Here is a 20,952-nt window from a genome sequence, read left to right as displayed (position 1 = left end):
CGGGTCGGCCTAGGCCGACCCCCGCACGAGCACGCCGTCCTTCATCACGGTATCGACGCCGCGCAGGTTCTTGATGTCGGTCAGCGGGCTGGCCGGCATCGCGATGAGGTCCGCGAGCTTGCCGGGCGTCACCGACCCCAACGTGTCGCCCACGTCGCACAGCTCGGCCGCCGTCAGCGTGGACGAGACGAGCGCCTGCTCGGGCGACATGCCGCCCTGCACCATCCACTCGATCTCGCGGTACACCGCCAGCGTCCCGAGATACCGGTCGGTCGGCAACATGTCGGTGCCCATCGCGATCCTGACGCCCGCCGCCAGCGCGTCCTGGAACGCCCGCAGGTGGTCCTCGCCGGCCCGCAGCGACTTCTCGATCATCCACTCGGGGCAGTCACGCTCGCGCATGTACTCCGGGCAGCGGCTCACCGAGAGGGTCGGCACAAGGTAGGTGCCGCGCTTCACCATCAGCTCAATGGTCGGGTCGTCCAGGAAGTAGCCGTGCTCGATGCAGTCCAGCCCGGCCTCGATCCCCTGCGAGATCGCGACCGGCGAGCCAGCGTGCGCCGTGATCCGCTTGCCGGCGTTGTGAGCCGCCTCGGCCGCAGCCTGCATCTCGGCGAACGTGGCCTGCGGATCGCGGATCTGCTCGTGCTCCCCGGCGATGCCGCCGGTGATGCACAGCTTGATCAGGTCGGCGCCCTCCCGGAGCTGGGCGCGTGTCGCGGCCCGGAAGCCGTCTGCGCCGTCCGCCTCGATGCACCCCTCGGAGCTGTGGCCGTGCCCGCCGGTGATGATGACGGCCTGCCCGGAGCTGGCGATCCTCGGCCCGACCAGCTGCCCGCTGTTGACGGCCCGCTTGATCGCGAAATCGACGTTGCGCGGCCCGCCGACGCTCCGAATGTAGGTCACGCCGGCGTAGAGCGCGTCGAGCGCGTTCTTGTACGCCCGAACGAACAGCTCCATATCCGTTTCGAGCTTCGCCAGCAGGCGGGTCGGCCCGGGCAGGGCCAGCGCCAGGTGGACGTGCATGTCCATCAGGCCTGGCATCAGCCAGCGACCGCCCAGGTCGATAGTCGTGACGTCCCCGAGGTCGCGGAGCAGCGGCTCCAGCGCATCGCGACGGTCCACGGCGCGGATGGTGCTCCCCTCGACCATCACCGCGCCGCCCTCGATGGGCGGGCGGCCGTCGCAGGGGATGACGTTGCAGTTCGTCAGCAGTGTCGCAGGCATGATCAGCCAGCCACTTCGGTCTTTTCGAGCCGAACCGAGCCCTCAGAGGTCGGCTTGAACCCCTTGACCTTGTCGCGGACGCCGTAGATGTCCTGCTGATGGTAGAGGAAGATCCACGGGCAGTCGTCCCAGACGGTCTTCGACATGTCCTCGTAGACGCCCCGGCGAGCGTCGGCATCCATCGTCTTGGCGGCCCGCTCGATCAGCTCATCGACCTTCGGGTTCTCGTAGCCCTGCCAGGCGATGCCCTTGATCTTGCTGCTCCAGTTCGTCTGGGCTGCCGGGCCGATCTGCACGCCACCCTGGCTCAGCAGGAACAGCTCGTACTTCCGCCCGACGATCCCCTGGACGTACGTGCCCCACTCGATGGTCTCAAGCTCGGCCTTGATGCCGACCTTCGCCAACTGCCCGGCGATGGCCTCGGCGATCTGCTTGTCCTGCAGGTAACGGCCGTTCGGCGCTTTGAAGTTGACGGTGAAGCCGTCCGGGAAACCGGCGTCCTTCAGCAGCGACTTCGCCTTCTCCGGGTCGTACGGGTACGGCTTCAGGGAGTCGACGAACCCGCCCGAGACGCCTTTCGGGGCCGGGCTGCTCATCGGCACGGCCTCGCCGCGCAGCACGACGCGGATCAGCTCTTCCTTGTCGATGGCGTAGTTTAACGCCTGCCGGACTTCCTTCTTCTTGAAGACGTCCGTCGTCAGGAAGCTCGGGATCAGGATGATCGAGCCGATGGCCGTCGCCCGCTGGATCTCGATATTCGGCTGGTTCTGGACGGCGTTCAGCAGCAGCGGCGAGACGTTGGTGATGATGTCGGTGCCGCCGGCGCGCAGCTCGTTGATGCGGGCCGTGCCGTCCGGGATCGGCCGGAACGTCACCTGCTTCATGCGCGGCTCGCCGCTCCAGTGCTGGCCGGCCGCCTCCACCACGAACTTGTCGTTCGGCGTCCACGAGACGAACGCGTACGGCCCCGTGCCAACCGGCTTCTTGGCGAACTCGGCGGCGTCCGCCGAGGCTTTCGGCGGGACCATCTCGACGTAGCTCGCCAGCACCTCGATCAGCTCGGCGAACGGCTCGTTGGTCTTGACGCGCACGGTGGCCGGATCCACCACCTCGACCTCGGTGACGGGCTTCAGCAGCGTGGCGTACCCGTTCTTGATCGAGGGATCGACGTACCGCGCGAAGCTGTGTTTGACGGCTGCCGCGTCGAACGGCTCGCCGTTGTGGAACTGGACGCCGGTCCGCAGCTTCAGCTCCCAGGTCGTGTCGTTGACGACGGACCAGCTCAGCGCCAGGCCCGGCTGGATCTTGAGGTCCAGGTCGCGGTAGACCAAGCGGTCAAACACGGTCCAGAGCATGCCCTTGGACGCCGAGCTGGTGGTCACGTACGGATCGAGGCTCTCGGCATCCACGCCCTGCGCGATGGTCAGCGTGCCGACAGGATCCTTCGCGGCCGGCTTGGCGGCAGCGGCGGCCGGCGCTGCGGGAGCCGGCGCGGCTGCGGCAGCGGGACTCGCGCCCGGGCTGGCAGCCGGACTCGCTCCTGGGGCCGGACTGGCGGCAGTCGCGGGGCTTGCCGCCGCCGGAGCCGCGGCGGGGGGGCTGGCGGCGGCCGTCGGCTTTGGAGCCTCGGCGGGCTTGGCGGTCGGCGCAGCGGCCGGGGCTGACTGGCAGGCAGCCGCCAATCCGCCGACGAGGCCAGCGCTCGCGAGCATCGAGAGTCGGACGAACGAACGGCGGGAAAGTCGGCCAGGACGCTGGGACATTGCGTCCCCTCCACGGTCGAGGTTTTGGCGGAGAGGATACACGACTTTGCGGACGCCGACCGGAGAGCGTCTGCTACGTCAACTGATGGGCAGGAGCCACGGGCGCAAGAGATCCGCGATGATGACATGGTCTACCAGTGGGTAACGCCAACCAGGCGAATCACCGGCCACGAGCGCTACTCAGTGACGCGCTGTGCCTTGGCCGGCGGCTCGACCTCGCCACGATCATACGCAGTGAGATAGTCGCGGGACTTCTGGTGCCGTTTCATGAGCCAGGCCATCGTCTCGCGAACATGCTCGCGGTGAGCACCGTCCTCCTCCATGGAGGCCAAACCGTGTGCTTCTCGCAGCTTCTGGATTTCGTGCGCCCGGACCACGGGACACCTCTCGCTCACCAGTCAGCCAGAGGGATTGCATGCTGGTCTCGTCGTGCAGCCACGTCGGGGCTTGAAAGCCCCGCCTACCATCCTGCAGTCGCTGCGCGACGCTCCTGGTTCACCAGTCCCAACCGTTCTCGGCGTCCGTCGCGCAGCGACGGTGTGACGGTAGGCGGGGGTTTCAACCCCCGTCTGAGCGTCTTGCCGCGTTCTGGGAACACCAACGCACATGCAATCGTACCGGTGTCCGTCATAGATCATCTCTTGTCGCTGGCGGCGGGGACGACGAAGGGCCGAGCGTGTGTCGCTCGGCCCCTCTGGTGCTGACTGGCGCGCGGGAGTCCGCGCAGACGCCGTTACCGCTTGGTGTACTGCGGCGCCTTGCGGGCCCGCTTGAGGCCGTACTTCTTCCGCTCCTTCATGCGCGGGTCGCGGGTCAGCAGACCAGCGCCACGCAGAGCCGGCTTCAGGGACTCGTCGGCCTTGACCAGCGCGCGCGCCGTCGCATGGACGATGGCGCCCGCCTGCCCGGTGTCCCCGCCGCCCATCACCTTCACCAGCACGTTGTACGCACCAATGGTGTTGGTCAGGCGGAGCGGCAGCGTGATGTGGAACTGGTGCAGCGGGCGTGGGAAGCGCTCCTCCAGCGGCTTGCCGTCGATGATGACGTTGCCAGCCCCGGGCTGCAGCAGCACCTTGGCGATGGCCGTCTTCCGCCGGCCAACCGCCGTAAACTGGTTCCGACCGGCGCTCCGATCCCTCACGATGTGGCCTCCTCAGCCCCGGTCGCGGCCTGGGCGACCTGACCCTGATGCGGATGCGTGTTGCCCGCGTAGACGTGCAGATGCCCCAGCTGCTGCTTCCCGAGCGCCGTCTTCGGCACCATGCCGCGCACGGCCCGCTCGATGACACGCTCCGGCCGCTTCGACAGCTCCGAACGCACCGAGGTGGCCCGGAAGCCGCCCGGATAGCCAGAGTGGCGGTAGTACGTCTTCTGATCGATCTTCGCGCCCGTCAACACGACGTTGGTGGCGTTCAAGACGACCACATGATCGCCGCTGTCCAGGTGCGGGGCGAACGTTGGCTTGTGCTTGCCCCGCAGCAGCTGCGCGACCTGGGACGCCAGCCGCCCGAGCGGCACGCCGGAGGCGTCGATCACGTGCCAGTTGCGCGTGATCTCCTTCCCCTTCGGCGAGAATGTCTTCTGCATCCTGTCTCTCCTCATGACACGCCAGTCGCGCGTCTGCCGCCGGTCACATCCCCGCTGCCGTCAGCAGGGATGGAGGATCGGCCCGATGTGGTTGCCCGGGCTTCCGGGGCACCATGCTCGCCCGGGAAACCCACTGTACGGTTCTTGCGCTGCTGATTCGTCTACGGCTGCTTCAAACTGCGCGGGATAGTCTACCCTGACCAGCGTGAGTCCGTGCGGCGGGGCGTTCGGGCCGGCCTGCCGCCGATCTCCCGCCTGCACAATCGCGCTGAATTGTGCAGGGTCGAGGCGGCCTCGGCCCACCTCGACCAGCGTCCCGACCATCCCCCGAACCATGTGCCGCAGGAAGGCGTTCGCCGTGATCTCGAACCCGATCAGGCTGCCGTCCTGCCACCACTGTGCCCGCTCCACCGTCCTGGTCGTCGTGCGCCCGGCTGGATCCTGGGAGCGGTGTCCCGCAAAGCTGCCGAAGTCGCTCGTGCCAACCAGCCGATCCGCGGCGGCCTGCATGGCCGCGAGATCGAGACGGTCCGTCTGGTGCCAGGCCCACCGCCGCCACCAGAGGTGGGGCAGTCGCCGACGCCAGATGAGGTAGCGGTAGTGGCGGCGAAGGGCCGACCTGCGTGCGTCGAACGTGGGCGGCATCGTGGCCGCGCCATGCACGAGCACGTCGTGGGGAAGGTACGCGTTGACGGCTCGGAGCAGCTCTGGCGGCGCGAGGCGACCCCGCGTCGTGAAGCTGACGACCTGGCCATCCGCGTGGACACCGGCGTCGGTCCTGCCGGCCGGTGTCACCCGCACCTGCTCCCCCAGCGATCGGGCGAGCGCCTCTTCTAGCACCTCCTGCACGGTCCGTCGGTTCGGCTGTCGTCCGAACCCGTGATAGTGTGTACCCTCGTAGGCCAGGTCGAGCCGCAGCGTGCGCGTCGCCGCGCCGTCGGCGTCCACCAGCGCCAGGCTAGAGAACGAGCTCCACCTGGGCCATCGCCGCGCCGTCACCCTTGCGGGGCATCAGCTTGATGAGCCGGGTGTAGCCGCCGGGCCGGTCTGCGAAGCGCGGGCCAAGCTCGTCGAACAGCTTGGTGACGACGCGCGGGTCGTACACCTTCGTCAGCGCCAGCCGCCGATGGTGCACGTCGTTGGTCTTGGCGAGGGTGATGACCTTCTCGGCCTCGCGGCGCAGCTCGCGCGCCTTGGCCTCGGTGGTCCGGACCTTCTCGTAGCGAAGAAGATCGGTGATCTGGTTGCGGATCAGCGCGAGGCGATGATCCGTCGGCCGGTTCAGCTTCCGGCCGCCCATGTTGTGACGCACGACTCCTCCGCTCTACTCGTCGTCCTCGTCGTCCGACATGTCGAACACGAGGTCATCAGTTCCATCGCGGTCGCCGACAACCGTGGCGGTCGCGCCTTCACTCTCGGCATCCTCGGTGAGCAGGCCGTGCTGTCGCAGCCGCTCGCGCAGCTCTTCCAGCGACTTCTGCCCGAAGTTCCTGAGCGAGAGCAGCTCGTCCTCGCTCATCTGCATGACCTGCCCCACCTTGGTGATCTGGGACCGCTTGAGGCAGTTGTAGGTCCGCTGCGAGAGATCCAGCTGCTCGATGGGCATATCGAGGATGTGGCTGGGGATCGAGCCCGTCGCCAGCGTGCCCCGGTCAGCCCGCCGCTGGGGCGCCTGCAGGTCCGTGAAGACGCTGAACTGATCGATCAGCAGCGTCGCCGCCTGCACCAGCGCATCCATCGGGGAGATCGTGCCGTCCGTCTGGATCTCGATGATCAGGCTGTCGAGATCCGTCCGCTCGCCCACCCGGGTGTTCTCGACGCGGTAGTTGACCCGCCGGATCGGCGAGAAGATCGCGTCGACGGGGATCACGCCGAGGGACGGCGGCTCGCGGCCGTCAGAGGAGCGGAAGCCCTTGCCCTTCTCGACGGTCAGCTCCATCTCCAGGCGAGCATCGGCGCTGTCCAGGCTCGCGAGATACAGCTCGGGGTTGACGATCTCGATCTCGCTCGGATAGATCAGGTCGCTGGCAGTGACGATGCCCGGGCCGGAGGCGATCAGGCGCAACTGCGTCGGCTGATCCGTGTACGACTTCAAGCGGAGCTGCTTCAGGTTGAGGATCAGCTCCGTCGTGTCCTCCTTGACGCCGGGGAGGGTCGCGAACTCATGGTAGATGCCGTCCACCTTCACCTGGGTGACGGCAGCGCCAGCGAGCGAGGAGAGCAGGACGCGGCGAAGCGCGTTGCCGAGCGTCAGGCCGTAGCCACGCTCCAGCGGCTCAACCTGGAAGCGGCCAAAGTCCTCGGACGTGTGAAGGGCGTCGACTTTCGCGACGATAGTTTCTGACAAGGTGTGGGCCTCCTCCCGGACGGGCGGCGGCGCGGCGCGGGCGCGGGACGGTTCCGCGCGCCGTGCTGCCAGGCCGAGTGGTCCGTTAGCGCGAATAGCGATCGACGACCAGCTGCTCGTAGATCAGGACTGAGGTCTGTAGGGAGCCGTTGCTCCAGTGTGGGCCACGCTCGCACGTGCCGCTGGACACACACAGGTGTTGGGCTGACGTGCTGCGAGATTCAGCCCTGATCTTGATGGTCGCCGGCCAGCCCGACCAGCAACCGGGAAAGCCTAGACGCGCCGCTTCTTCGGCGGGCGGCAGCCGTTGTGCGGGATCGGGGTGTGATCCACGATCGAGCTGATCGAGAGACCGGCCGCCTGCAACGAGCGGATGGCCGCCTCGCGCCCCGAGCCGGGGCCACGGACGAAGACGTCCACCTGGCGCATGCCGTGCTCCATCGCCTTGCGCGCGGCAGAATCGGCCGCCAGGCCGGCCGCGTACGGCGTGCTCTTGCGCGAGCCCTTGAAGCCGGCCGCGCCGGAGCTGGACCAGCACAGCGCGTTGCCCTGCGGGTCGGTGATCGTCACCAGCGTATTGTTGAAACTGGACTGGATGTATGCGCGGCCGGCCGGCACATTCTTGCGCTCACGCCGCCGGGCCCGGGCCGGGCCACGCCTTCGCTCCGCCACTCGAGGCCTCCTGAATGATTCCTACGACGGGTCGTACGGGGATGGGCCGGGCGCCGACGTCGTTCGTCGCGCCGCACTGACAGCACGAGCGCCACGAGCCAGAACTGGCCCGTGGCGGCCGCAGGCAGCTGCCCGGTCTCGGTCCTACTTCTTCGCCGATGCCTTGCGGCGGCCAGCCACCGTCCGGCGAGGCCCCTTCCGCATCCGCGCGTTCGTCCGCGTGCGCTGGCCGCGCACCGGCAGGTTGCGCCGGTGGCGGAGGCCACGGTAGCAGCCGATCTCCATCAGCCGCTTGATGTTCAGGTTGACCTCGCGGCGGAGGTCGCCCTCCACCACGTACTCGCGGTCGATGATCTCGCGCAGGCGGTTCACTTCCTCTTCGGAGAGATCCCGCACCCGCTTGTCGTGGCTGATGTTCGCCTTGTTGAGGATCCGCTCGGCGGTCGTCGGCCCGATCCCGTAGATCACCGGAAGCGAAGCGACCACGCGGCGGTCACGAGGAATATCGACACCGGCGATACGCGCCATGCTCTGTCCTCCGTGCCTTTCCTGACCCGTTGTGTCTACGCTGAAACCGCGGTGTGGGCCGGCGCCGCGCAGGCCGCCGCGCCCAGCCTCACCTTAGCCCTGCTTCATCTTGTGCTTGGGGTTGTTGCAGATGATCAGGACCACGCCCTTCCGGCGGATGATCTTGCACCGCTCGCAGCGGGGCTTGATAGACGCTCGTACCTTCATGACCCTTCACATCCTGCTGTGCTGAGCTGCCGCGCTGCCTGAAGACCTCGGGGGCCATCCTGCCTGTCGGCGCTGCCGTCTTTGAAGCCTGTCTACGTCCTGCCAGTCTCGACCTGGGGCAGCCGCGCCGCCCTCGCCCCTGCCCGATGCGTCGCCCCAGCGAAACCTCGTCACCGCGCGCGATGCGTGATCCGTCCGCGTGAGCGGTCATACTGCGAGAGGGCAACGCGGACCCGGTCTCCCGGAATGATCCGCCCCGCACCCAGGCGCAGCCCCGCCGACACATGGGCAACCACCTGGCTCCCATCGCTCAGTTCAATGCGGAACCGAGCATTCGGGAGCGCCTCGACCACCGTGCCGTCGACATCGGAGGCTTCAGCGCCAGGCACGCGCGCCCTCCGAGGCATCATGAACCACGGTGGGCGCACCAACAGGCAAGTATATCACAATGTCTCACGCTTCGTGAGAACTGCCTCACGCAGCGCGTCCGTGACCTCCTCGACCGACTGATCTCCCCGCACGTCCACCAGCAGGCCGCGGTTCCGGTAGTATTGCAACACCGGCTGCGTGGCGTACTCGTAGACTTCGAGTCGCCGCCGCGCCGTCTCCAGGGTGTCGTCAGTCCGCTGATACAGCTCGCCGCCACACCGGTCGCAGACGCCCTGGACCTTCGGCGGGCTGAACAGCAGGTGGTAGCTGGAGTGGCACTTCCGGCAGAGCCACCGCCCAGACAGGCGCGCCAACAACACGTCCCGAGGGACGGCCAGATTGATGACGCAATCGATCCGCCGGTTCGTCGCCGCCAGCCGGGCCTCGAGCGCCCGCGCCTGCGTGACGGTGCGCGGAAAGCCATCGAGGATGAAGCCGTTGCTCGCGTCATCCTGATCCAGCCGCGCCATCACCATGTCCAGGGTGAGCGAGTCTGGCACCAGCTCCCCATGGTCCATATAGGACTTGATCAGACGAGCCTGCTCCGTGTCGGTCTTGATGATCTCCCGGAACATGTCGCCACTGGCAACATGCGCGGCGTTCACGAGACGCGCAACAGTCCCAGCCTGCGTCCCCTTCCCCGCTCCGGGCGGCCCCATCAATACGACGCTCACACACTCGCCCCGTTCTTTGCACATACTCGTAGACGCCCGCGTCATCGTCGACGCCTGAAGTTGGGCGGCTGCCATGCCGTCCTCCCGTGGCGCGTGCATCATCGCACGCTAGCGAATAAAGCCCTTGTAGTGCCGCATCAGGAGCTGAGACTCAAGCTGGCGCATCGTGTCCAGCCCGACGCCCACCACGATCAGCATCGCCGTCGCCTCCAGCGACAGCGTCTGCACGCCCGTGACTGTTCGCACCAGGAATGGCAGCACCGCGATCACGCCCAGGAACAGCGCCCCGATCAGCGTGATACGCATCAATACACGGTACAGGTACTCCGCGGTCGGCCGTCCTGGCCGAATGCCCGGGATGAACCCACCCTGCTTTTGGAGGTTTTCGGCGATGTTCTGCTGCTGGAAGATCACCAGCGTGTAGAAGAACGTGAACGCCACCACCAGCCAGAAGTAGATGATCCAGTAGCCCCAACTGCCCTGGAGGTTGAAGAAGTTGTGCACCCCCTCAGCCACCCACCGCACCCACTCGTTCTCAGCGCCGAGGAAGTAGCCGGAGACGGTTCCAGGGAAGATCAGAATCGACTGCGCGAAGATCAGCGGGATCATGCCCGCCGAATTCACTTTCAACGGAATGTGCGTGGTCTGGCCGCCCACCATCCGCGAGCCGCGAATGCGCTTGGCGACCTGGACCGGAATCCGCCGCTGGCCCTCGTAGATGTAGACGATGGCCGCGATGGTGATACAGGCCAGGACCGCGAAGATCAGGACCGAGATCAGCGCGGTGTCCGTCGCCAGCGCCTGCCCGATCTGGGACGGCAGCCGCGCCACGATGCCGCCGAAGATGATCATCGAGATGCCGTTGCCAACCCCGTACTGCGAGATCAGCTCGCCGACCCAGATCAGCAACAGCGTTCCCGCCGTCATCGTGATCATGATCGAGAGCGTGCCCAGCGGGTTGACCCCGAAGCCGAAGTTCGTGATGATCGGCTCGCGCGAGGACGCGTTCAGCAGCTGCGGCGTGCCGTACGCCTGCGCCAGCGCCAGCGGCACCGTCAGCCAGTGCGTCATCTGGTTGATCTTGTTCCGCCCGGACTCGCCCTCTTTCGAGATCTCGGTCAGGCGGGGGATCACCGGCACCAGCAGCTGCATGATGATCGACGCCGTGATGTACGGGTACACGCCCATCGCGGCAATCGAGAAGCTGGCCAGCGCACCACCCGAGAACAGATCGAGGAACCCGATGAACTGGTTCTCCTCGAACAGCCGATCCAGGGCAGCCAGATTCACGCCCGGCATCGGGACGTGCGCGATAAACCGGAAAACGACCAGAAGCCCCAGCGTGAACAGGAGCTTCTGGCGGAGATCCGGAATCCGGAAGGCGTTAGTCAGCGCCTGAAGCATGCTCGAGGGCATGGCAGGCTCCCCCAGCCGCCTCGATCTTCTGGCGGGCGGATGCAGAGAAACGGTGGGCCTTCACGGTCAGCGCGCGGTCGAGCTCGCCCGTCCCGAGGATCTTGATGCGCTCGCGGGTGTTCTTGAGGACGCCCCCGGCGACCAGCGCCGCCGCGTCCACGGTGGACCCAGCCGCGAAGCTGGCGAGATCCTGCAGGTTGACGGCCTTGTACTCGACGCGGTTCAGGCTGCGGAAGCCCCGCCGATACGGCAGCTTCTTGACCAGCGGCAGCTGGCCACCCTCGAAATACGGAGGAACGCCGCCGCCAGCCCGGGCCTTCTGGCCCTTCTGGCCTGCGCCGGCCGTCGTGCCCCGGCCGGAGCCGAGACCGCGACCGACACGTCGGCGGCGGCGATGGGCGCCCGGCGGGGGCGCCAGCTCGTGCAGCTTCATCTACTCGTCTCCCCCGGCCGGCCCATCGACCTCCTCGACGCGCACCAGATGCTGGATGGCGAACACCATGCCGCGCATCTGCGGGTTGTCGGGGCGGATGACGGTCTGGTGCATCTTGCGGAGACCGAGGGCGCGGGCAGTGTCCTTCTGACGCTGCTTCTGGCCGATCGGGCTCTTGATGAGCGTGATTTTCAGACTAGACTGGGACGGCATCTGCTGCGCTCCTTCGTCGCTGCGGCAGCAGCTGGCTGACATCCTTGCCGCGCACCCGCGCCACCTCCTCCGGCTCCCGGAGGTTCTTGAGCGCTTCGAGGGCCGCCTGCACCAGGTTGACCGGGTTGCGGCTCCCGAGCGACTTGGTCAGGATGTCGCGGACGCCGGCCAGCTCGACGACGGCCCGCACCGAGCCGCCAGCGATCACACCAGCGCCAGGGGCGGCCGGGCGCATCATCACCTTGGCCGCGCCGAAGTCCTGCAGAATCGGGTGCGGGATCGTCGTGCCTTCCAGCGGCACTCGCACCAGGTGCTTCTTGGCGATCTCGGCGCCCTTGCGGATGGCATCCGGCACCTCGTTCGCCTTGCCGAGGCCCACGCCGACCACGCCGTTGCCGTCGCCAACGACGACCAGCGCGCTGAAGCTGAAGCGCCGACCGCCCTTGACCACCTTCGCCACGCGGTTGATCTTGACGACCCGCTCTTCGAGGTTCAGCCCTGTGGGGTCAATTCTTGGCATTGTCTCTCCTGCGTCGCAGGCTCACCCTGGTGAGCCCGTACGGCCCCACTGACGGGCCTCAGAACTCGAGGCCGCCCTCGCGAGCCCCGTCCGCCAGTGCCTTCACGCGCCCGTGATAGAGGAAGCCGCCACGGTCGAACACGACCGTCGTGATGCCCTTCTCCTTGGCGCGCTCGGCCAACAGCTGGCCGACCTGCTTCGCGCGATCGCTCTTCGAGCCGCCGTCGCCGTTCCTGAGCGCGGCCTCCACGTCGGAGGCCGCCACCAGCGTCGAACCGGCGACGTCGTCGATGATCTGCCCGTAGATGTGTGCGAGCGAGCGGTACACCGCCAGCCGCGGGCGCTGGGTGGTGCCGCTCAGGATGCGCCGAATGCGGCGGTGCCGCTTCAGGCGCAACCCACGGGAATCTGGTCGCTTGAACACGGCTGCTCCTACTTCTTGCCCTTGGCGCCGGCCTTACCGGCCTTCCGGCGGATGACCTCTTCGGCGTACTTGATCCCCTTGCCCTTGTACGGCTCGGGGGGCCGAATCCGGCGAATGCGGGCAGCCGTCTCGCCGACCAGCTCCTTGTCCGCGCCCGTCACCACGACGCGGTTGTTGCCCTCAACAGTCAGCGTGATCCCTTCCGGGGCGATGAAGCCGACCGGATGCGAGTAGCCGACCTGGAACATGATCATGTCCCCAGCCTTCATCGCGCGGTATCCGACGCCGTTGATCTCCAGCCGCCGCGTGAAGCCCGTCGTCACGCCCGTCACCATGTTGGCGACCAGCGTCCTGGTCAGGCCGTGCAGCGAGCGGTGCTCGCGCGACTCAGACGGCCGCTCGACGCGCAGCGTGCCATCCTCCTGCACCAGCTTCATGCCCGGCGTGATGGTGCGCTCCAGGCGCTTGCCACCCGCCTCGACGACGACGTTGTTGTTCTCGTCCACTTCGACCTTGACGTTGGCCGGCAGTGGAATCGGCATACGTCCAATACGAGACATTGCTTCCTCCGAGTTCTCAGTCCTCAGTTCTCAGTGGTCAGAGGCGCGCTTCACGCTGCGCCTCGGCTCCTGATGACTGAAAACTGACCACTGACGGCTCACTTACCAGACGTGGCAGATCACTTCGCCGCCGACGCGCATCTTGCGCGCCTGCGCGCCGCTCATCACGCCGCGCGAGGTCGAGATGATGGCCGTGCCAAGGCCGCCGAAGACGCGCGGCAGCTCCTCCGCCCCGGCGTACACCCGCAAGCCGGGCTTGCTGATGCGCTTGAGGCCGGAGAGCACCGGCTCGTTCTTGCCGACGTACCGCAGCTCGACCTTCAGGGTCTTGCTCGGCCCCTCGCCGGACTGCGAGTAGCCCTTGATGTACCCCTCGTCCTTGAGCACCTCGGCAATGGCCGACTTCAGCTTGGACGCGGGCATCTCCACGGCCGCATGGCGGGACTGGAGACCGTTCCGAATGCGCGTAAGCATATCGGCGATAGGATCAGTCATCATGGCAGCGCCCTCCTACCAGCTGGACTTCGTGACGCCAGGGATCTGGCCTTCGAGGGCGAGCTTGCGGAAGCAGATGCGGCAGAGACCGAACTTCCGCATGAAGGCCCGAGGCCGGCCGCACCGCTCGCAGCGGTTGCGAACCCGCACCGGATGCGCCGTGTTGAAGGCGCTCGGGCGCTTCGTCTTGACGATCATCGAGACTTTCGCCATCTATCGCTCTCCCCTACCCGAATCTTCGGGCGGTTGGTCTGGACCGGGCCAGGCCGGGCCAGACGCTGCATTGGCCTGCAGCGCGCCCGGTCGTGATGGCCGTTCGTGTCGAGACGGGTTGGATATCTGTTCGAGTCCGTCCCGAACGGGACGAACCCTTGATTATGAATGATTCAGCGGCTCCGTGGGGAAGCGTTCTTCCGCCACGAGCCGCCAGTTTCGTCAGAAGGGGGCTATGACTTGGCGAACGGTACGCCCATCAGCTCGAGCAGCCGCCGGCCTTCCTGATCGGTGCGGGCGGTGGTCACCACCGTGATCTCGAGGCCGCGCAGCTTGTCGATCTTGTCGTAGTCGATCTCGGGGAACACCAGCTGCTCCCGGAGCCCCATCGAGTAGTTGCCGCGCCCGTCGAACGACTTCGTGGGCACGCCCTGGAAGTCGCGCAGGCGGGGCAGCGCGGCGTTGCAGAGCCGGTCCATGAATTCGTACATGCGGTCGCCGCGCAGCGTGACCATGATGCCCACGGTCATGCCCTCGCGCAGGCGGAACTGCGCGATGGACTTCTTGGCCTTCTTGGTGATCGGCTTCTGGCCGGTGATCGCCTGAAGGTCGCCGGTGGCGGCGTCGAGCGCCTTGCTGTTCGAGATCGCCTCGCCGATACCGATGTTGACGACGATCTTCTCAAGGCGCGGCGCCTGCATGATGTTCGCGTAGCTCATCTCGTTGACGAGCGCCGGCCGCACCTCTTCGAGGTAGCGGGTCTTCAGGCGCGGCACGACGCGCTCGGCGGGAGCCGCGCCGTCCTCTGCTTGCTTCTTGTTCTGAGCCATCCCTGCCTACCCTACCTCAGATCTGCTCGCCGGACCGCTTGGCAAAGCGGACCCGCGTGCCGTCTGGCAGGGTCCGGATGCCAACGCGCGTCGGCTTGTCGGTCTTCGGATCGACGAGCGCCACGTTCGAGATGTGGATCGGCGCTTCGATCTCGACGATCCCGGCCTGCTGCCGGCCCTGGCGGCCGGCCTTCATGTGCCGCTTGACGATGTTCACGTCTGACACGATGACGCGCTGGCTGTCCGGGCGGACCTCGCGGATCGTCCCGCGCTTCCCTTTATTCTTGCCGGCGATCACCTCGACGGTGTCGCCGCGCTTCAGCTTGAGCTTGATGTTTGCCATAGGGTCTCCTCGTCGGCCGACCTGGCCGAGACACCCGCCCGGGCACGTCGGTCGCACGCGCCGTCCGCGCTGCTAGAGCACCTCGGGCGCGAGCGAGATGATCTTCATGAAGTTGCGCTCGCGCAGCTCGCGGGCAACAGGGCCGAAGATGCGCGTGCCGCGCGGGTTGCTGGCGTCCGTCGTGAGGATCACGGCGGCGTTGTCGTCGAAGCGGATGTGCGAGCCGTCCGGCCGGCCGTACTCCTTGGCCGTTCGCACCACGACCGCCTTGACCACGTCGCCCTTCTTCACCGCGCCGCCCGGCTGGGCCGTCTTCACCGACGCGACGATGATGTCGCCCACGTCGGCGTAGATCTTGTTGCCGCCAGCCAGCACCTGGATGCACATGATCTCGCGGGCGCCGGTGTTGTCCGCCACCCGGAGGCGAGTCTGTGGGTAGATCACGACTCGTCCTCCTCGGCGCCGGTCGCCTGGGCGACCTCCGGCTCCTCAGCCAGGACTTCGAGACCCGGGCCGATCGTCTCCTTGACGATCTCGCGCACGGTCCACCGCTTGTCCTTGGAGATCGGGCGAGACTCGGCGATGATCACGATATCGCCGATCTGGCACCGGTTCCCTTCGTCGTGGGCCTTGAACTTGGTGGTCCGGCGGACGTTGCGGCCGTAGAGCCGATGCTTCCGCATCGACTCGACGGCGACGACGACCGTCTTCTCCATCTTGTTGCTGACGACGCGGCCCTGCTTGGTCCGCCGCCGCAGCTCATGAGGTCGCAGCTCGGCCATGACCGTTACTCCCCGCCCCCGACCAGCGCGTCTTGCCGCTGGAGGGTGAGCACACGGGCGATGTCACGCCGAACCTCGCGGATCCGCGCGGTGTTCGTGAGCTGCCTCGTGGCGTACTGGAATCGGAGGTTGAACAACTCCTCGCGGAGCTCGCGGAGGCGGTCGTCCAACTGGTCCTGAGTCAGATCTCGGAGCTCAGACGCCTTCGCCAATGCCGACCTCCTCCTTCACAACGAACTTGGTGCCGACGGGCAGCTTGTGGCCTGCCAGCCGCAGGGCTTCCTTCGCCAGCTCCTGGCGGACGCCGGCGATCTCGAACATCACGCGGCCAGGGCGCACCACGGCCACCCAGTGGTCTGGCGCGCCCTTACCGCTGCCCATGCGGGTCTCAGCCGGCTTGGCCGTCACCGACTTGTCGGGGAAGATCCGGATAAACACCTTCCCACCGCGCTTGAGGTGGTGGGTGATGGTGCGGCGAGCGGCCTCGATCTGCCGAGCGGTGATCCAGCCCGGCTCCAGGGCCTGGATGCCGAACTCACCAAACGAAACCTCGTTGCCGACCAGCGCCATGCCGCGCCGGTGGCCGCGATGCATCTTGCGATGCTTGACGCGCTTCGGTTGCAGCATCTGTCAGGACTCCTCGCTGCTCGGCGCGGCGTCCGGAGCAGCCTCAGCGGGCGCGGCAGGCGCGGCCGGAGCAGCCGGCGCGGCCGGAGCAGCCGGCGCGGCTGGCGCAACAGGCACTGCCGGGGCGGCAGCCGCCGCCGGCCGTGGGGCCGGGCCGCTGCGGCCACGCGTCGCCGCCGCCGCGAAGCCCTCGCCGCCAACGCGGGCGGTCGAGGCGATGTCGCCACGGTAGATCCAGACCTTCACGCCGATGACGCCGAACGTCGTGCGCGCCTCGGCCTGGCCGAAGTCGATGTCGGCGCGCAGGGTGTGCAGCGGCACGCGGCCCTCACGCTCCCACTCACGCCGGGACATCTCAGCGCCGCCGAGCCGGCCGGCCACCTGGATCCGGACGCCCTTCGCCCCGAAGCGCATCGCCCGGCCAACGGCCTGCTTCATCGCTCGGCGGAACGCGACGCGCCGCTCCAGCTGGTCGGCCACGCTGCGGGCCACCAGGTAGGCGTCAAGCTCCGGCTGGCGGATCTCCTGGATGGTGACGCGGACACGCTTGCCGGTCATCGTCTCCAGGCTGCGCCGCAGCTCCTCAACTTTGACGCCGCTCTTGCCGATCACGATCCCCGGCTTCGCCGCGTGGATCGTGACCGTCATCTGATTCGCCGACCGCTCGATGTCCACGCGCGAGACGCCTGCCTCGGACAGCCGGCCCATGATGAGCTGGCGGACCTTCAGGTCCTCGTGGAGAAACTTCGTGTAATCCTTGTCGGCGTACCAGCGACCCTGCCACTCCTTGACGTGGCGGTTGCCGACGTTGACGCCGAGTCGGAACCCGATCGGGTGGACTTTCTGACCCATTACGCCTCCCGCTCGCTCACGACCACCGTCACGTGGCTGGACCGCTTCAAGATCTGGTTGGCACGGCCACGCGCACGCGGGCGATACCGCTTGAGCGTCCGGGCCTCGTCCGCGTAGATCCGCAGGACGACCAGCTCGTCGGGATCGAGGTTGAAGTTGTTCTCGGCGTTGGCGGAGGCCGACTGAATCAGCTTCCCGACCGGCTCCGTCGCCTTGTGAGGCAGGAACCGCAGGATCGACAGCGCCTCGCCGACGCGCTTCCCTCGGACAGTATCCAATACGCGCCGCACCTTCTGCGGCGACATCCTGATATTTCGGGCGACCGCTCGGACTTCGACCCCCGCCATACTTCCTCCAGTCATCAGTCGTCAGTAGTCAGTTGTCAGTGCGGCGGCGCGAGTGCATCACCCGCTGATGACTGACCACTGATGACTGACCACTCGTTCAGCGCGCTCCGCTCGACTTCTCGCCGCGCGCCGTGTGACCGCGGAAGGTCCGGGTCGGCGCGAACTCTCCGAGCTTGTGCCCAACCATGTTCTCGGTGACGTAGATCGGCACGTGCCGCCGGCCATCGTGGACCGCCAGCGTGTGCCCGACCATCTCCGGAAAGATCGACGAGTCCCGCGCCCAGGTCCGGATCACTTCCTTCGCGTTGCGCCGGTTCAGGCCATCGATCTTCTTGAAGAGCTTGGGGTCAATATATGGCCCCTTCTTTGTAGAGCGGCTCATCGGCTACTTGCTCCCGCGCTTGCGAACGATGAAGCGGTCCGTATCCTTGTTGCGGCGGGTCTTCTTTCCGAAGGCGAGCTTGCCCCACTTCGTCTTCGGCTGTCCGCCGACCGGGGCCTTGCCCTCGCCGCCGCCGTGGGGATGATCGCGCGGGTTCATGACTGATCCGCGAACCGTCGGCCGGATGCCCAGCCACCGACTGCGTCCGGCCTTGCCGAGGCTGAGAGTCGCGTGCTCGGGGTTGCCGACCTGCCCGATGGTCGCCATGCAGACCACCAGCACCCGGCGCACCTCGCCGCTCGGCAGCCGGACCTGGGCCCAGTCGCCTTCCTTCGCCATCAGCTGCGCCGAGGCGCCGGCCCCACGGGCCAGCTGACCGCCGCGGCCGGGCTTCAGCTCGATGTTGTGGATCACGGTACCCGTCGGGATGTCCCGCAGGGCCAGCGTGTTCCCCGCCGAGAGCTCAGCCTCGGGGCCGGAGCTGACCCGCGCACCCTCCTTCAGACCGACCGGCGCCAGGATGTACCGCTTCTCGCCGTCCGCGTACTGGAGCAGCGCGATGCGGGCCGTCCGGTTCGGATCGTACTCGATGGAGACGACACGGGCCGGCACGCCGAGCTTGTCGCGCTTCCAGTCGATGATCCGGTACATCCGCTTGTGGCCGCCGCCACGGTGCCGCACCGAGATGCGCCCGAGGTTGTTGCGACCGCCGGACTTCTTGAGCGGCTCCAGGAGCGAGCGCTCCGGCTTCTTGCCCTTCGTCAACTCCTCGAACGTCGAGACACTCATGCCTCGCCGGCCAGGTGATGTCGGGCGGTATTGCTTCAGTGGCATTGCCTGTCCCTCTCTCGCCCTACACCGTCTGGAACAGCTCGATCTGCTGACCAGGGACCAGCGTCACGATGGCTTTCTTCCAGGTCCGGGTCATGCCCGAGTGCCGGCCCATCCGGCGGATCTTCCCAGGCACCTTGATGATGTTCACGCTGACGACCTCAACGCTGAACACCTCTTCCACGGCCCTCTTGATCTCGATCTTGTTCGAGGTCGGCGCGACCTCGAAGCAGTACTTGCCGACTTCGTTCAGCGCCGTGTTCTTTTCCGTCACGATGGGCCGAACGAGGATCTGGTGGGGGGTGAGACTCATGCTCATGGCTTACTCCTCGTCCGCCGCCGCGTCCTGCTCGGCGCTCGCCGCAACCGCACCGCCCCGGCCGATCGTCCGGAGCAGTTGCTCCGTCAGCGCCTCGGCAGCGGACCGCGTGAGGAGGACGTGCTTGTACTTGAGCACGTCCAGCAGGTTGAGCGAGCCCGGCGTGACCGCCCGCACATCCGGCAGGTTGCGGGACGCCCGTGTCACGGACTCGTCGGCCTCTGGCAGCACGATCAGCGCGCCGCGCTGCAGCCCGAGCGCCGAGAGGACGCCAGCCACCTCGCGGGTCTTCGCCGCCGGCAGGGCCAGATCGTCGAGCACCGTCAGCGCGGACTCGGCCACCCGGGCCGAGAGCGCCGAGCGCATCGCCAGCCGCCGCATCTTGCGCGGGAAATCCTTGTGGTACGAGCGCGGGTGCGGGCCGAAGACCACGCCACCGCCGGTCCAGTGGGGAGCGCGACGGTCGCCCTGGCGGGCGCGGCCGGTGCCTTTCTGGCGCCACATCTTGTGCGTGCCGCCCCGGACCTCGCCACGGGTCTTCGTGTCGTGCGTGCCCTTGCGCTGGTTCGCAAGCTGCGCCACCACCGCCTGGTGCACTACGGCCTTGTTCGGCTCGATGCCGAAGACGCGGTCGTCCAGGTCGAAAGAGCCGACGACCTCGCCGCGCACGTTCTTGACGTCTACTGAGGTCACAGCTCCACCCCGCGCTTCTTGATCATGATCAAGCCGCCGCGCGGGCCAGGGATGGCCCCGCGAATGGCGATCAGGTTGCGCTCAGGGTCGATACGCACGATCTCCAGGTTCTGGACGGTCACGCGCTCGTCGCCCATGTGGCCAGCCATCCGCATGCCCTTCATGACCCGCCCGGGCGTGGTGCCCGAGCCGATCGAGCCAGGCGCTCGCCAGCGGTCAGACTGACCATGCGTCTTGGGGCCGCCACGGAAATCGTGTCGCTTCATGACACCCGCGAAGCCCTTACCCTTGGACGTCCCCACGACGTCCACGCGCTCGCCCTGCCGCAGCATCCCGACGTCGATGCGGTCCCCCAGTGCCACGCTGCTCAGGTCCTCCACTGGAACCTCGCGCAGCGCCCGCACGGATGGCGCACCACTCGCCTTCAGATGCCCGCGCTCCGGGCTGTTGAGCGTCTTGTCACGCACCTGATCGAACCCGAGCTGGACCGCCTCGTAGCCATCCCGGTCGAGCGTCTTGATCTGCGTGACGAAACAGGGCCCAGCCTCGACGATGGTCGTCGCCGTGGCCACCCCGGTTGCGTCGAACAGCCGGGTCATGCCCAGCTTTCGCCCCAGAATCCCTTGAATCACGGTTCACCCGCTTCCGGCCACGTCAGCTCACGGAGGGCGTCTCCCCGCCGCTTGGGGAGTCCCGCCGCCTGCCGAGAGGTGGCTGCCCGCTCGACTACAGCTTGATCTCGATGTCCACGCCCGCTGGCACGTTCAAGCGCATCAGCGCATCGACCGTCCGAGAGGTCGGCTCCAGCACGTCGATCAGACGCTTGTGGGTCCGCATCTCGAACTGCTCGCGCGAGTCCTTATCGATGAACGGCGACCGAATCACCGTGAACTTCTCGATGCGAGTTGGCAGCGGCACCGGCCCCGCCACCTGGGCGCCCGTCCGCTCGGCCGTCTCGACGATCTGCGAGGCCGACTGGTCCAGGATTTTGTGATCGAACGCCTTCAGACGGATGCGGATCCGCTGCTTCGCCATCGCGTTGCTTCCTCAGTCTCGTGCGCCCACAAGGAAGGGGACCGAGACGGACGTCTCGGTCCCCTGCTTGCGAACCTAGTCGTTGATCTTGGTGACGACGCCAGCGCCGACCGTTCGGCCGCCCTCGCGGATGGCGAAGCGGAGGCCGTCCTCCACCGCGACCGGCGTGATCAGCTCGATCTGCATCTGGATGTTGTCCCCGG

The 20,952-nt window shown here is 67.3% G+C and carries 35 protein-coding genes; all 35 read right to left on the bottom strand.

From position 1 onward, the window contains the following. Window positions 1-9: 9 nt before the first annotated feature. Entirely contained in the window at window positions 10-1,227 is a 1,218-nt protein-coding gene (locus IT306_07235) for an amidohydrolase family protein (GenBank protein ID MCC7368196.1), read from the bottom strand. A gap of 2 nt (window positions 1,228-1,229) precedes the next feature. Continuing rightward, window positions 1,230-2,990, bottom strand: coding sequence for a hypothetical protein (locus tag IT306_07230; GenBank protein ID MCC7368195.1), 1,761 nt, complete (start codon window positions 2,988-2,990; stop codon window positions 1,230-1,232). A gap of 733 nt (window positions 2,991-3,723) precedes the next feature. Then, window positions 3,724-4,131 carry a 30S ribosomal protein S9 gene (gene rpsI, locus IT306_07225; protein MCC7368194.1) on the bottom strand — a complete coding sequence of 136 codons (408 nt, stop codon included), beginning with the start codon at window positions 4,129-4,131 and terminating at the stop codon, window positions 3,724-3,726. Beyond that, window positions 4,128-4,577: a 50S ribosomal protein L13 gene (gene rplM, locus IT306_07220; GenBank protein ID MCC7368193.1), complete on the bottom strand. Its 450-nt coding sequence runs from the start codon at window positions 4,575-4,577 to the stop codon at window positions 4,128-4,130. The genes rpsI and rplM overlap by 4 nt, the downstream gene beginning before the upstream one ends. A 60-nt stretch (window positions 4,578-4,637) precedes the next feature. Continuing rightward, window positions 4,638-5,525, bottom strand: a complete 888-nt coding sequence (gene truA, locus IT306_07215) for a tRNA pseudouridine(38-40) synthase TruA (GenBank protein MCC7368192.1) — start codon at window positions 5,523-5,525, stop codon at window positions 4,638-4,640. A 10-nt stretch (window positions 5,526-5,535) separates the two neighbouring features. Beyond that, a complete protein-coding gene (gene rplQ, locus IT306_07210) occupies window positions 5,536-5,877 on the bottom strand; it encodes a 50S ribosomal protein L17 (GenBank protein ID MCC7368191.1) in 342 nt (113 codons plus the stop codon). Between the two features lie 24 nt (window positions 5,878-5,901). Then, window positions 5,902-6,924, bottom strand: a complete 1,023-nt coding sequence (locus IT306_07205; GenBank protein MCC7368190.1) for a DNA-directed RNA polymerase subunit alpha — start codon at window positions 6,922-6,924, stop codon at window positions 5,902-5,904. 273 nt (window positions 6,925-7,197) lie between these two features. Continuing rightward, on the bottom strand, window positions 7,198-7,596 hold the full coding sequence (gene rpsK, locus IT306_07200; protein ID MCC7368189.1) for a 30S ribosomal protein S11: 399 nt from the start codon (window positions 7,594-7,596) through the stop codon (window positions 7,198-7,200). 144 nt (window positions 7,597-7,740) lie between these two features. After that, window positions 7,741-8,124, bottom strand: coding sequence for a 30S ribosomal protein S13 (rpsM, locus tag IT306_07195; GenBank protein MCC7368188.1), 384 nt, complete (start codon window positions 8,122-8,124; stop codon window positions 7,741-7,743). Between the two features lie 93 nt (window positions 8,125-8,217). Further along, window positions 8,218-8,331, bottom strand: a complete 114-nt coding sequence (rpmJ, locus tag IT306_07190; GenBank protein ID MCC7368187.1) for a 50S ribosomal protein L36 — start codon at window positions 8,329-8,331, stop codon at window positions 8,218-8,220. Between the two features lie 170 nt (window positions 8,332-8,501). Then, entirely contained in the window at window positions 8,502-8,720 is a 219-nt protein-coding gene (gene infA / locus IT306_07185) for a translation initiation factor IF-1 (GenBank protein MCC7368186.1), read from the bottom strand. A gap of 54 nt (window positions 8,721-8,774) precedes the next feature. Further along, window positions 8,775-9,434 carry an adenylate kinase gene (locus tag IT306_07180; protein ID MCC7368185.1) on the bottom strand — a complete coding sequence of 220 codons (660 nt, stop codon included), beginning with the start codon at window positions 9,432-9,434 and terminating at the stop codon, window positions 8,775-8,777. Window positions 9,435-9,542: 108 nt separating this feature from the next. Next, window positions 9,543-10,838, bottom strand: a complete 1,296-nt coding sequence (secY, locus tag IT306_07175; protein MCC7368184.1) for a preprotein translocase subunit SecY — start codon at window positions 10,836-10,838, stop codon at window positions 9,543-9,545. Then, window positions 10,819-11,283: a 50S ribosomal protein L15 gene (rplO, locus tag IT306_07170; GenBank protein ID MCC7368183.1), complete on the bottom strand. Its 465-nt coding sequence runs from the start codon at window positions 11,281-11,283 to the stop codon at window positions 10,819-10,821. Before rplO ends, secY begins: the two co-directional genes overlap by 20 nt. Then, on the bottom strand, window positions 11,284-11,496 hold the full coding sequence (gene rpmD / locus IT306_07165) for a 50S ribosomal protein L30 (GenBank protein MCC7368182.1): 213 nt from the start codon (window positions 11,494-11,496) through the stop codon (window positions 11,284-11,286). Then, window positions 11,480-12,016, bottom strand: a complete 537-nt coding sequence (gene rpsE, locus IT306_07160) for a 30S ribosomal protein S5 (GenBank protein ID MCC7368181.1) — start codon at window positions 12,014-12,016, stop codon at window positions 11,480-11,482. Before rpsE ends, rpmD begins: the two co-directional genes overlap by 17 nt. A gap of 58 nt (window positions 12,017-12,074) precedes the next feature. Then, the gene (rplR, locus tag IT306_07155) at window positions 12,075-12,440 is read right to left on the bottom strand and encodes a 50S ribosomal protein L18 (protein MCC7368180.1); all 366 of its coding nucleotides are present in this window, start codon (window positions 12,438-12,440) and stop codon (window positions 12,075-12,077) included. Window positions 12,441-12,448: 8 nt separating this feature from the next. Next, the gene (rplF, locus tag IT306_07150; GenBank protein ID MCC7368179.1) at window positions 12,449-13,000 is read right to left on the bottom strand and encodes a 50S ribosomal protein L6; all 552 of its coding nucleotides are present in this window, start codon (window positions 12,998-13,000) and stop codon (window positions 12,449-12,451) included. Between the two features lie 102 nt (window positions 13,001-13,102). Then, complete coding sequence (rpsH, locus tag IT306_07145; GenBank protein MCC7368178.1) at window positions 13,103-13,498, bottom strand: 30S ribosomal protein S8; 396 nt, start codon at window positions 13,496-13,498, stop codon at window positions 13,103-13,105. A gap of 12 nt (window positions 13,499-13,510) precedes the next feature. Beyond that, window positions 13,511-13,708, bottom strand: a complete 198-nt coding sequence (locus IT306_07140; protein ID MCC7368177.1) for a type Z 30S ribosomal protein S14 — start codon at window positions 13,706-13,708, stop codon at window positions 13,511-13,513. A gap of 233 nt (window positions 13,709-13,941) precedes the next feature. Continuing rightward, complete coding sequence (rplE, locus tag IT306_07135; GenBank protein MCC7368176.1) at window positions 13,942-14,484, bottom strand: 50S ribosomal protein L5; 543 nt, start codon at window positions 14,482-14,484, stop codon at window positions 13,942-13,944. Between the two features lie 70 nt (window positions 14,485-14,554). Continuing rightward, window positions 14,555-14,881: a 50S ribosomal protein L24 gene (gene rplX, locus IT306_07130; protein ID MCC7368175.1), complete on the bottom strand. Its 327-nt coding sequence runs from the start codon at window positions 14,879-14,881 to the stop codon at window positions 14,555-14,557. Between the two features lie 72 nt (window positions 14,882-14,953). After that, complete coding sequence (rplN, locus tag IT306_07125) at window positions 14,954-15,325, bottom strand: 50S ribosomal protein L14 (protein ID MCC7368174.1); 372 nt, start codon at window positions 15,323-15,325, stop codon at window positions 14,954-14,956. Then, window positions 15,322-15,663 (bottom strand): 30S ribosomal protein S17, encoded by a 342-nt coding sequence (rpsQ, locus tag IT306_07120; protein MCC7368173.1) that lies wholly within the window; start codon window positions 15,661-15,663, stop codon window positions 15,322-15,324. Before rpsQ ends, rplN begins: the two co-directional genes overlap by 4 nt. A gap of 5 nt (window positions 15,664-15,668) precedes the next feature. Then, window positions 15,669-15,875: a 50S ribosomal protein L29 gene (rpmC, locus tag IT306_07115; GenBank protein MCC7368172.1), complete on the bottom strand. Its 207-nt coding sequence runs from the start codon at window positions 15,873-15,875 to the stop codon at window positions 15,669-15,671. Continuing rightward, window positions 15,859-16,290 carry a 50S ribosomal protein L16 gene (rplP, locus tag IT306_07110; protein ID MCC7368171.1) on the bottom strand — a complete coding sequence of 144 codons (432 nt, stop codon included), beginning with the start codon at window positions 16,288-16,290 and terminating at the stop codon, window positions 15,859-15,861. The genes rpmC and rplP overlap by 17 nt, the downstream gene beginning before the upstream one ends. 3 nt (window positions 16,291-16,293) lie before the next feature. Further along, window positions 16,294-17,142 (bottom strand): 30S ribosomal protein S3, encoded by an 849-nt coding sequence (gene rpsC, locus IT306_07105; protein MCC7368170.1) that lies wholly within the window; start codon window positions 17,140-17,142, stop codon window positions 16,294-16,296. Further along, on the bottom strand, window positions 17,142-17,489 hold the full coding sequence (gene rplV, locus IT306_07100; GenBank protein ID MCC7368169.1) for a 50S ribosomal protein L22: 348 nt from the start codon (window positions 17,487-17,489) through the stop codon (window positions 17,142-17,144). Before rplV ends, rpsC begins: the two co-directional genes overlap by 1 nt. 97 nt (window positions 17,490-17,586) lie before the next feature. Further along, complete coding sequence (gene rpsS / locus IT306_07095; GenBank protein MCC7368168.1) at window positions 17,587-17,871, bottom strand: 30S ribosomal protein S19; 285 nt, start codon at window positions 17,869-17,871, stop codon at window positions 17,587-17,589. A gap of 3 nt (window positions 17,872-17,874) precedes the next feature. Next, window positions 17,875-18,705, bottom strand: coding sequence for a 50S ribosomal protein L2 (gene rplB, locus IT306_07090; GenBank protein ID MCC7368167.1), 831 nt, complete (start codon window positions 18,703-18,705; stop codon window positions 17,875-17,877). Window positions 18,706-18,724: 19 nt separating this feature from the next. Beyond that, window positions 18,725-19,015: a 50S ribosomal protein L23 gene (rplW, locus tag IT306_07085; protein ID MCC7368166.1), complete on the bottom strand. Its 291-nt coding sequence runs from the start codon at window positions 19,013-19,015 to the stop codon at window positions 18,725-18,727. A 9-nt stretch (window positions 19,016-19,024) separates the two neighbouring features. Next, complete coding sequence (gene rplD / locus IT306_07080) at window positions 19,025-19,714, bottom strand: 50S ribosomal protein L4 (GenBank protein ID MCC7368165.1); 690 nt, start codon at window positions 19,712-19,714, stop codon at window positions 19,025-19,027. Beyond that, window positions 19,711-20,346 carry a 50S ribosomal protein L3 gene (gene rplC / locus IT306_07075; protein ID MCC7368164.1) on the bottom strand — a complete coding sequence of 212 codons (636 nt, stop codon included), beginning with the start codon at window positions 20,344-20,346 and terminating at the stop codon, window positions 19,711-19,713. Before rplC ends, rplD begins: the two co-directional genes overlap by 4 nt. 94 nt (window positions 20,347-20,440) lie before the next feature. Continuing rightward, window positions 20,441-20,749: a 30S ribosomal protein S10 gene (gene rpsJ, locus IT306_07070; protein MCC7368163.1), complete on the bottom strand. Its 309-nt coding sequence runs from the start codon at window positions 20,747-20,749 to the stop codon at window positions 20,441-20,443. Between the two features lie 75 nt (window positions 20,750-20,824). Further along, a partial coding sequence (gene tuf / locus IT306_07065) for an elongation factor Tu (protein MCC7368162.1) occupies window positions 20,825-20,952 on the bottom strand: 128 nt, incomplete at its 5' end.

The sequence above is a fragment of the Chloroflexota bacterium genome (genome assembly GCA_020850535.1).
In the GTDB taxonomy this organism is placed as follows: Bacteria; Chloroflexota; UBA6077; order UBA6077; family JACCZL01; genus JADZEM01.
The sequence above is the reverse complement of the archived record's forward strand: the minus strand, read 5'-3'. Positions and strand labels throughout refer to the sequence as shown.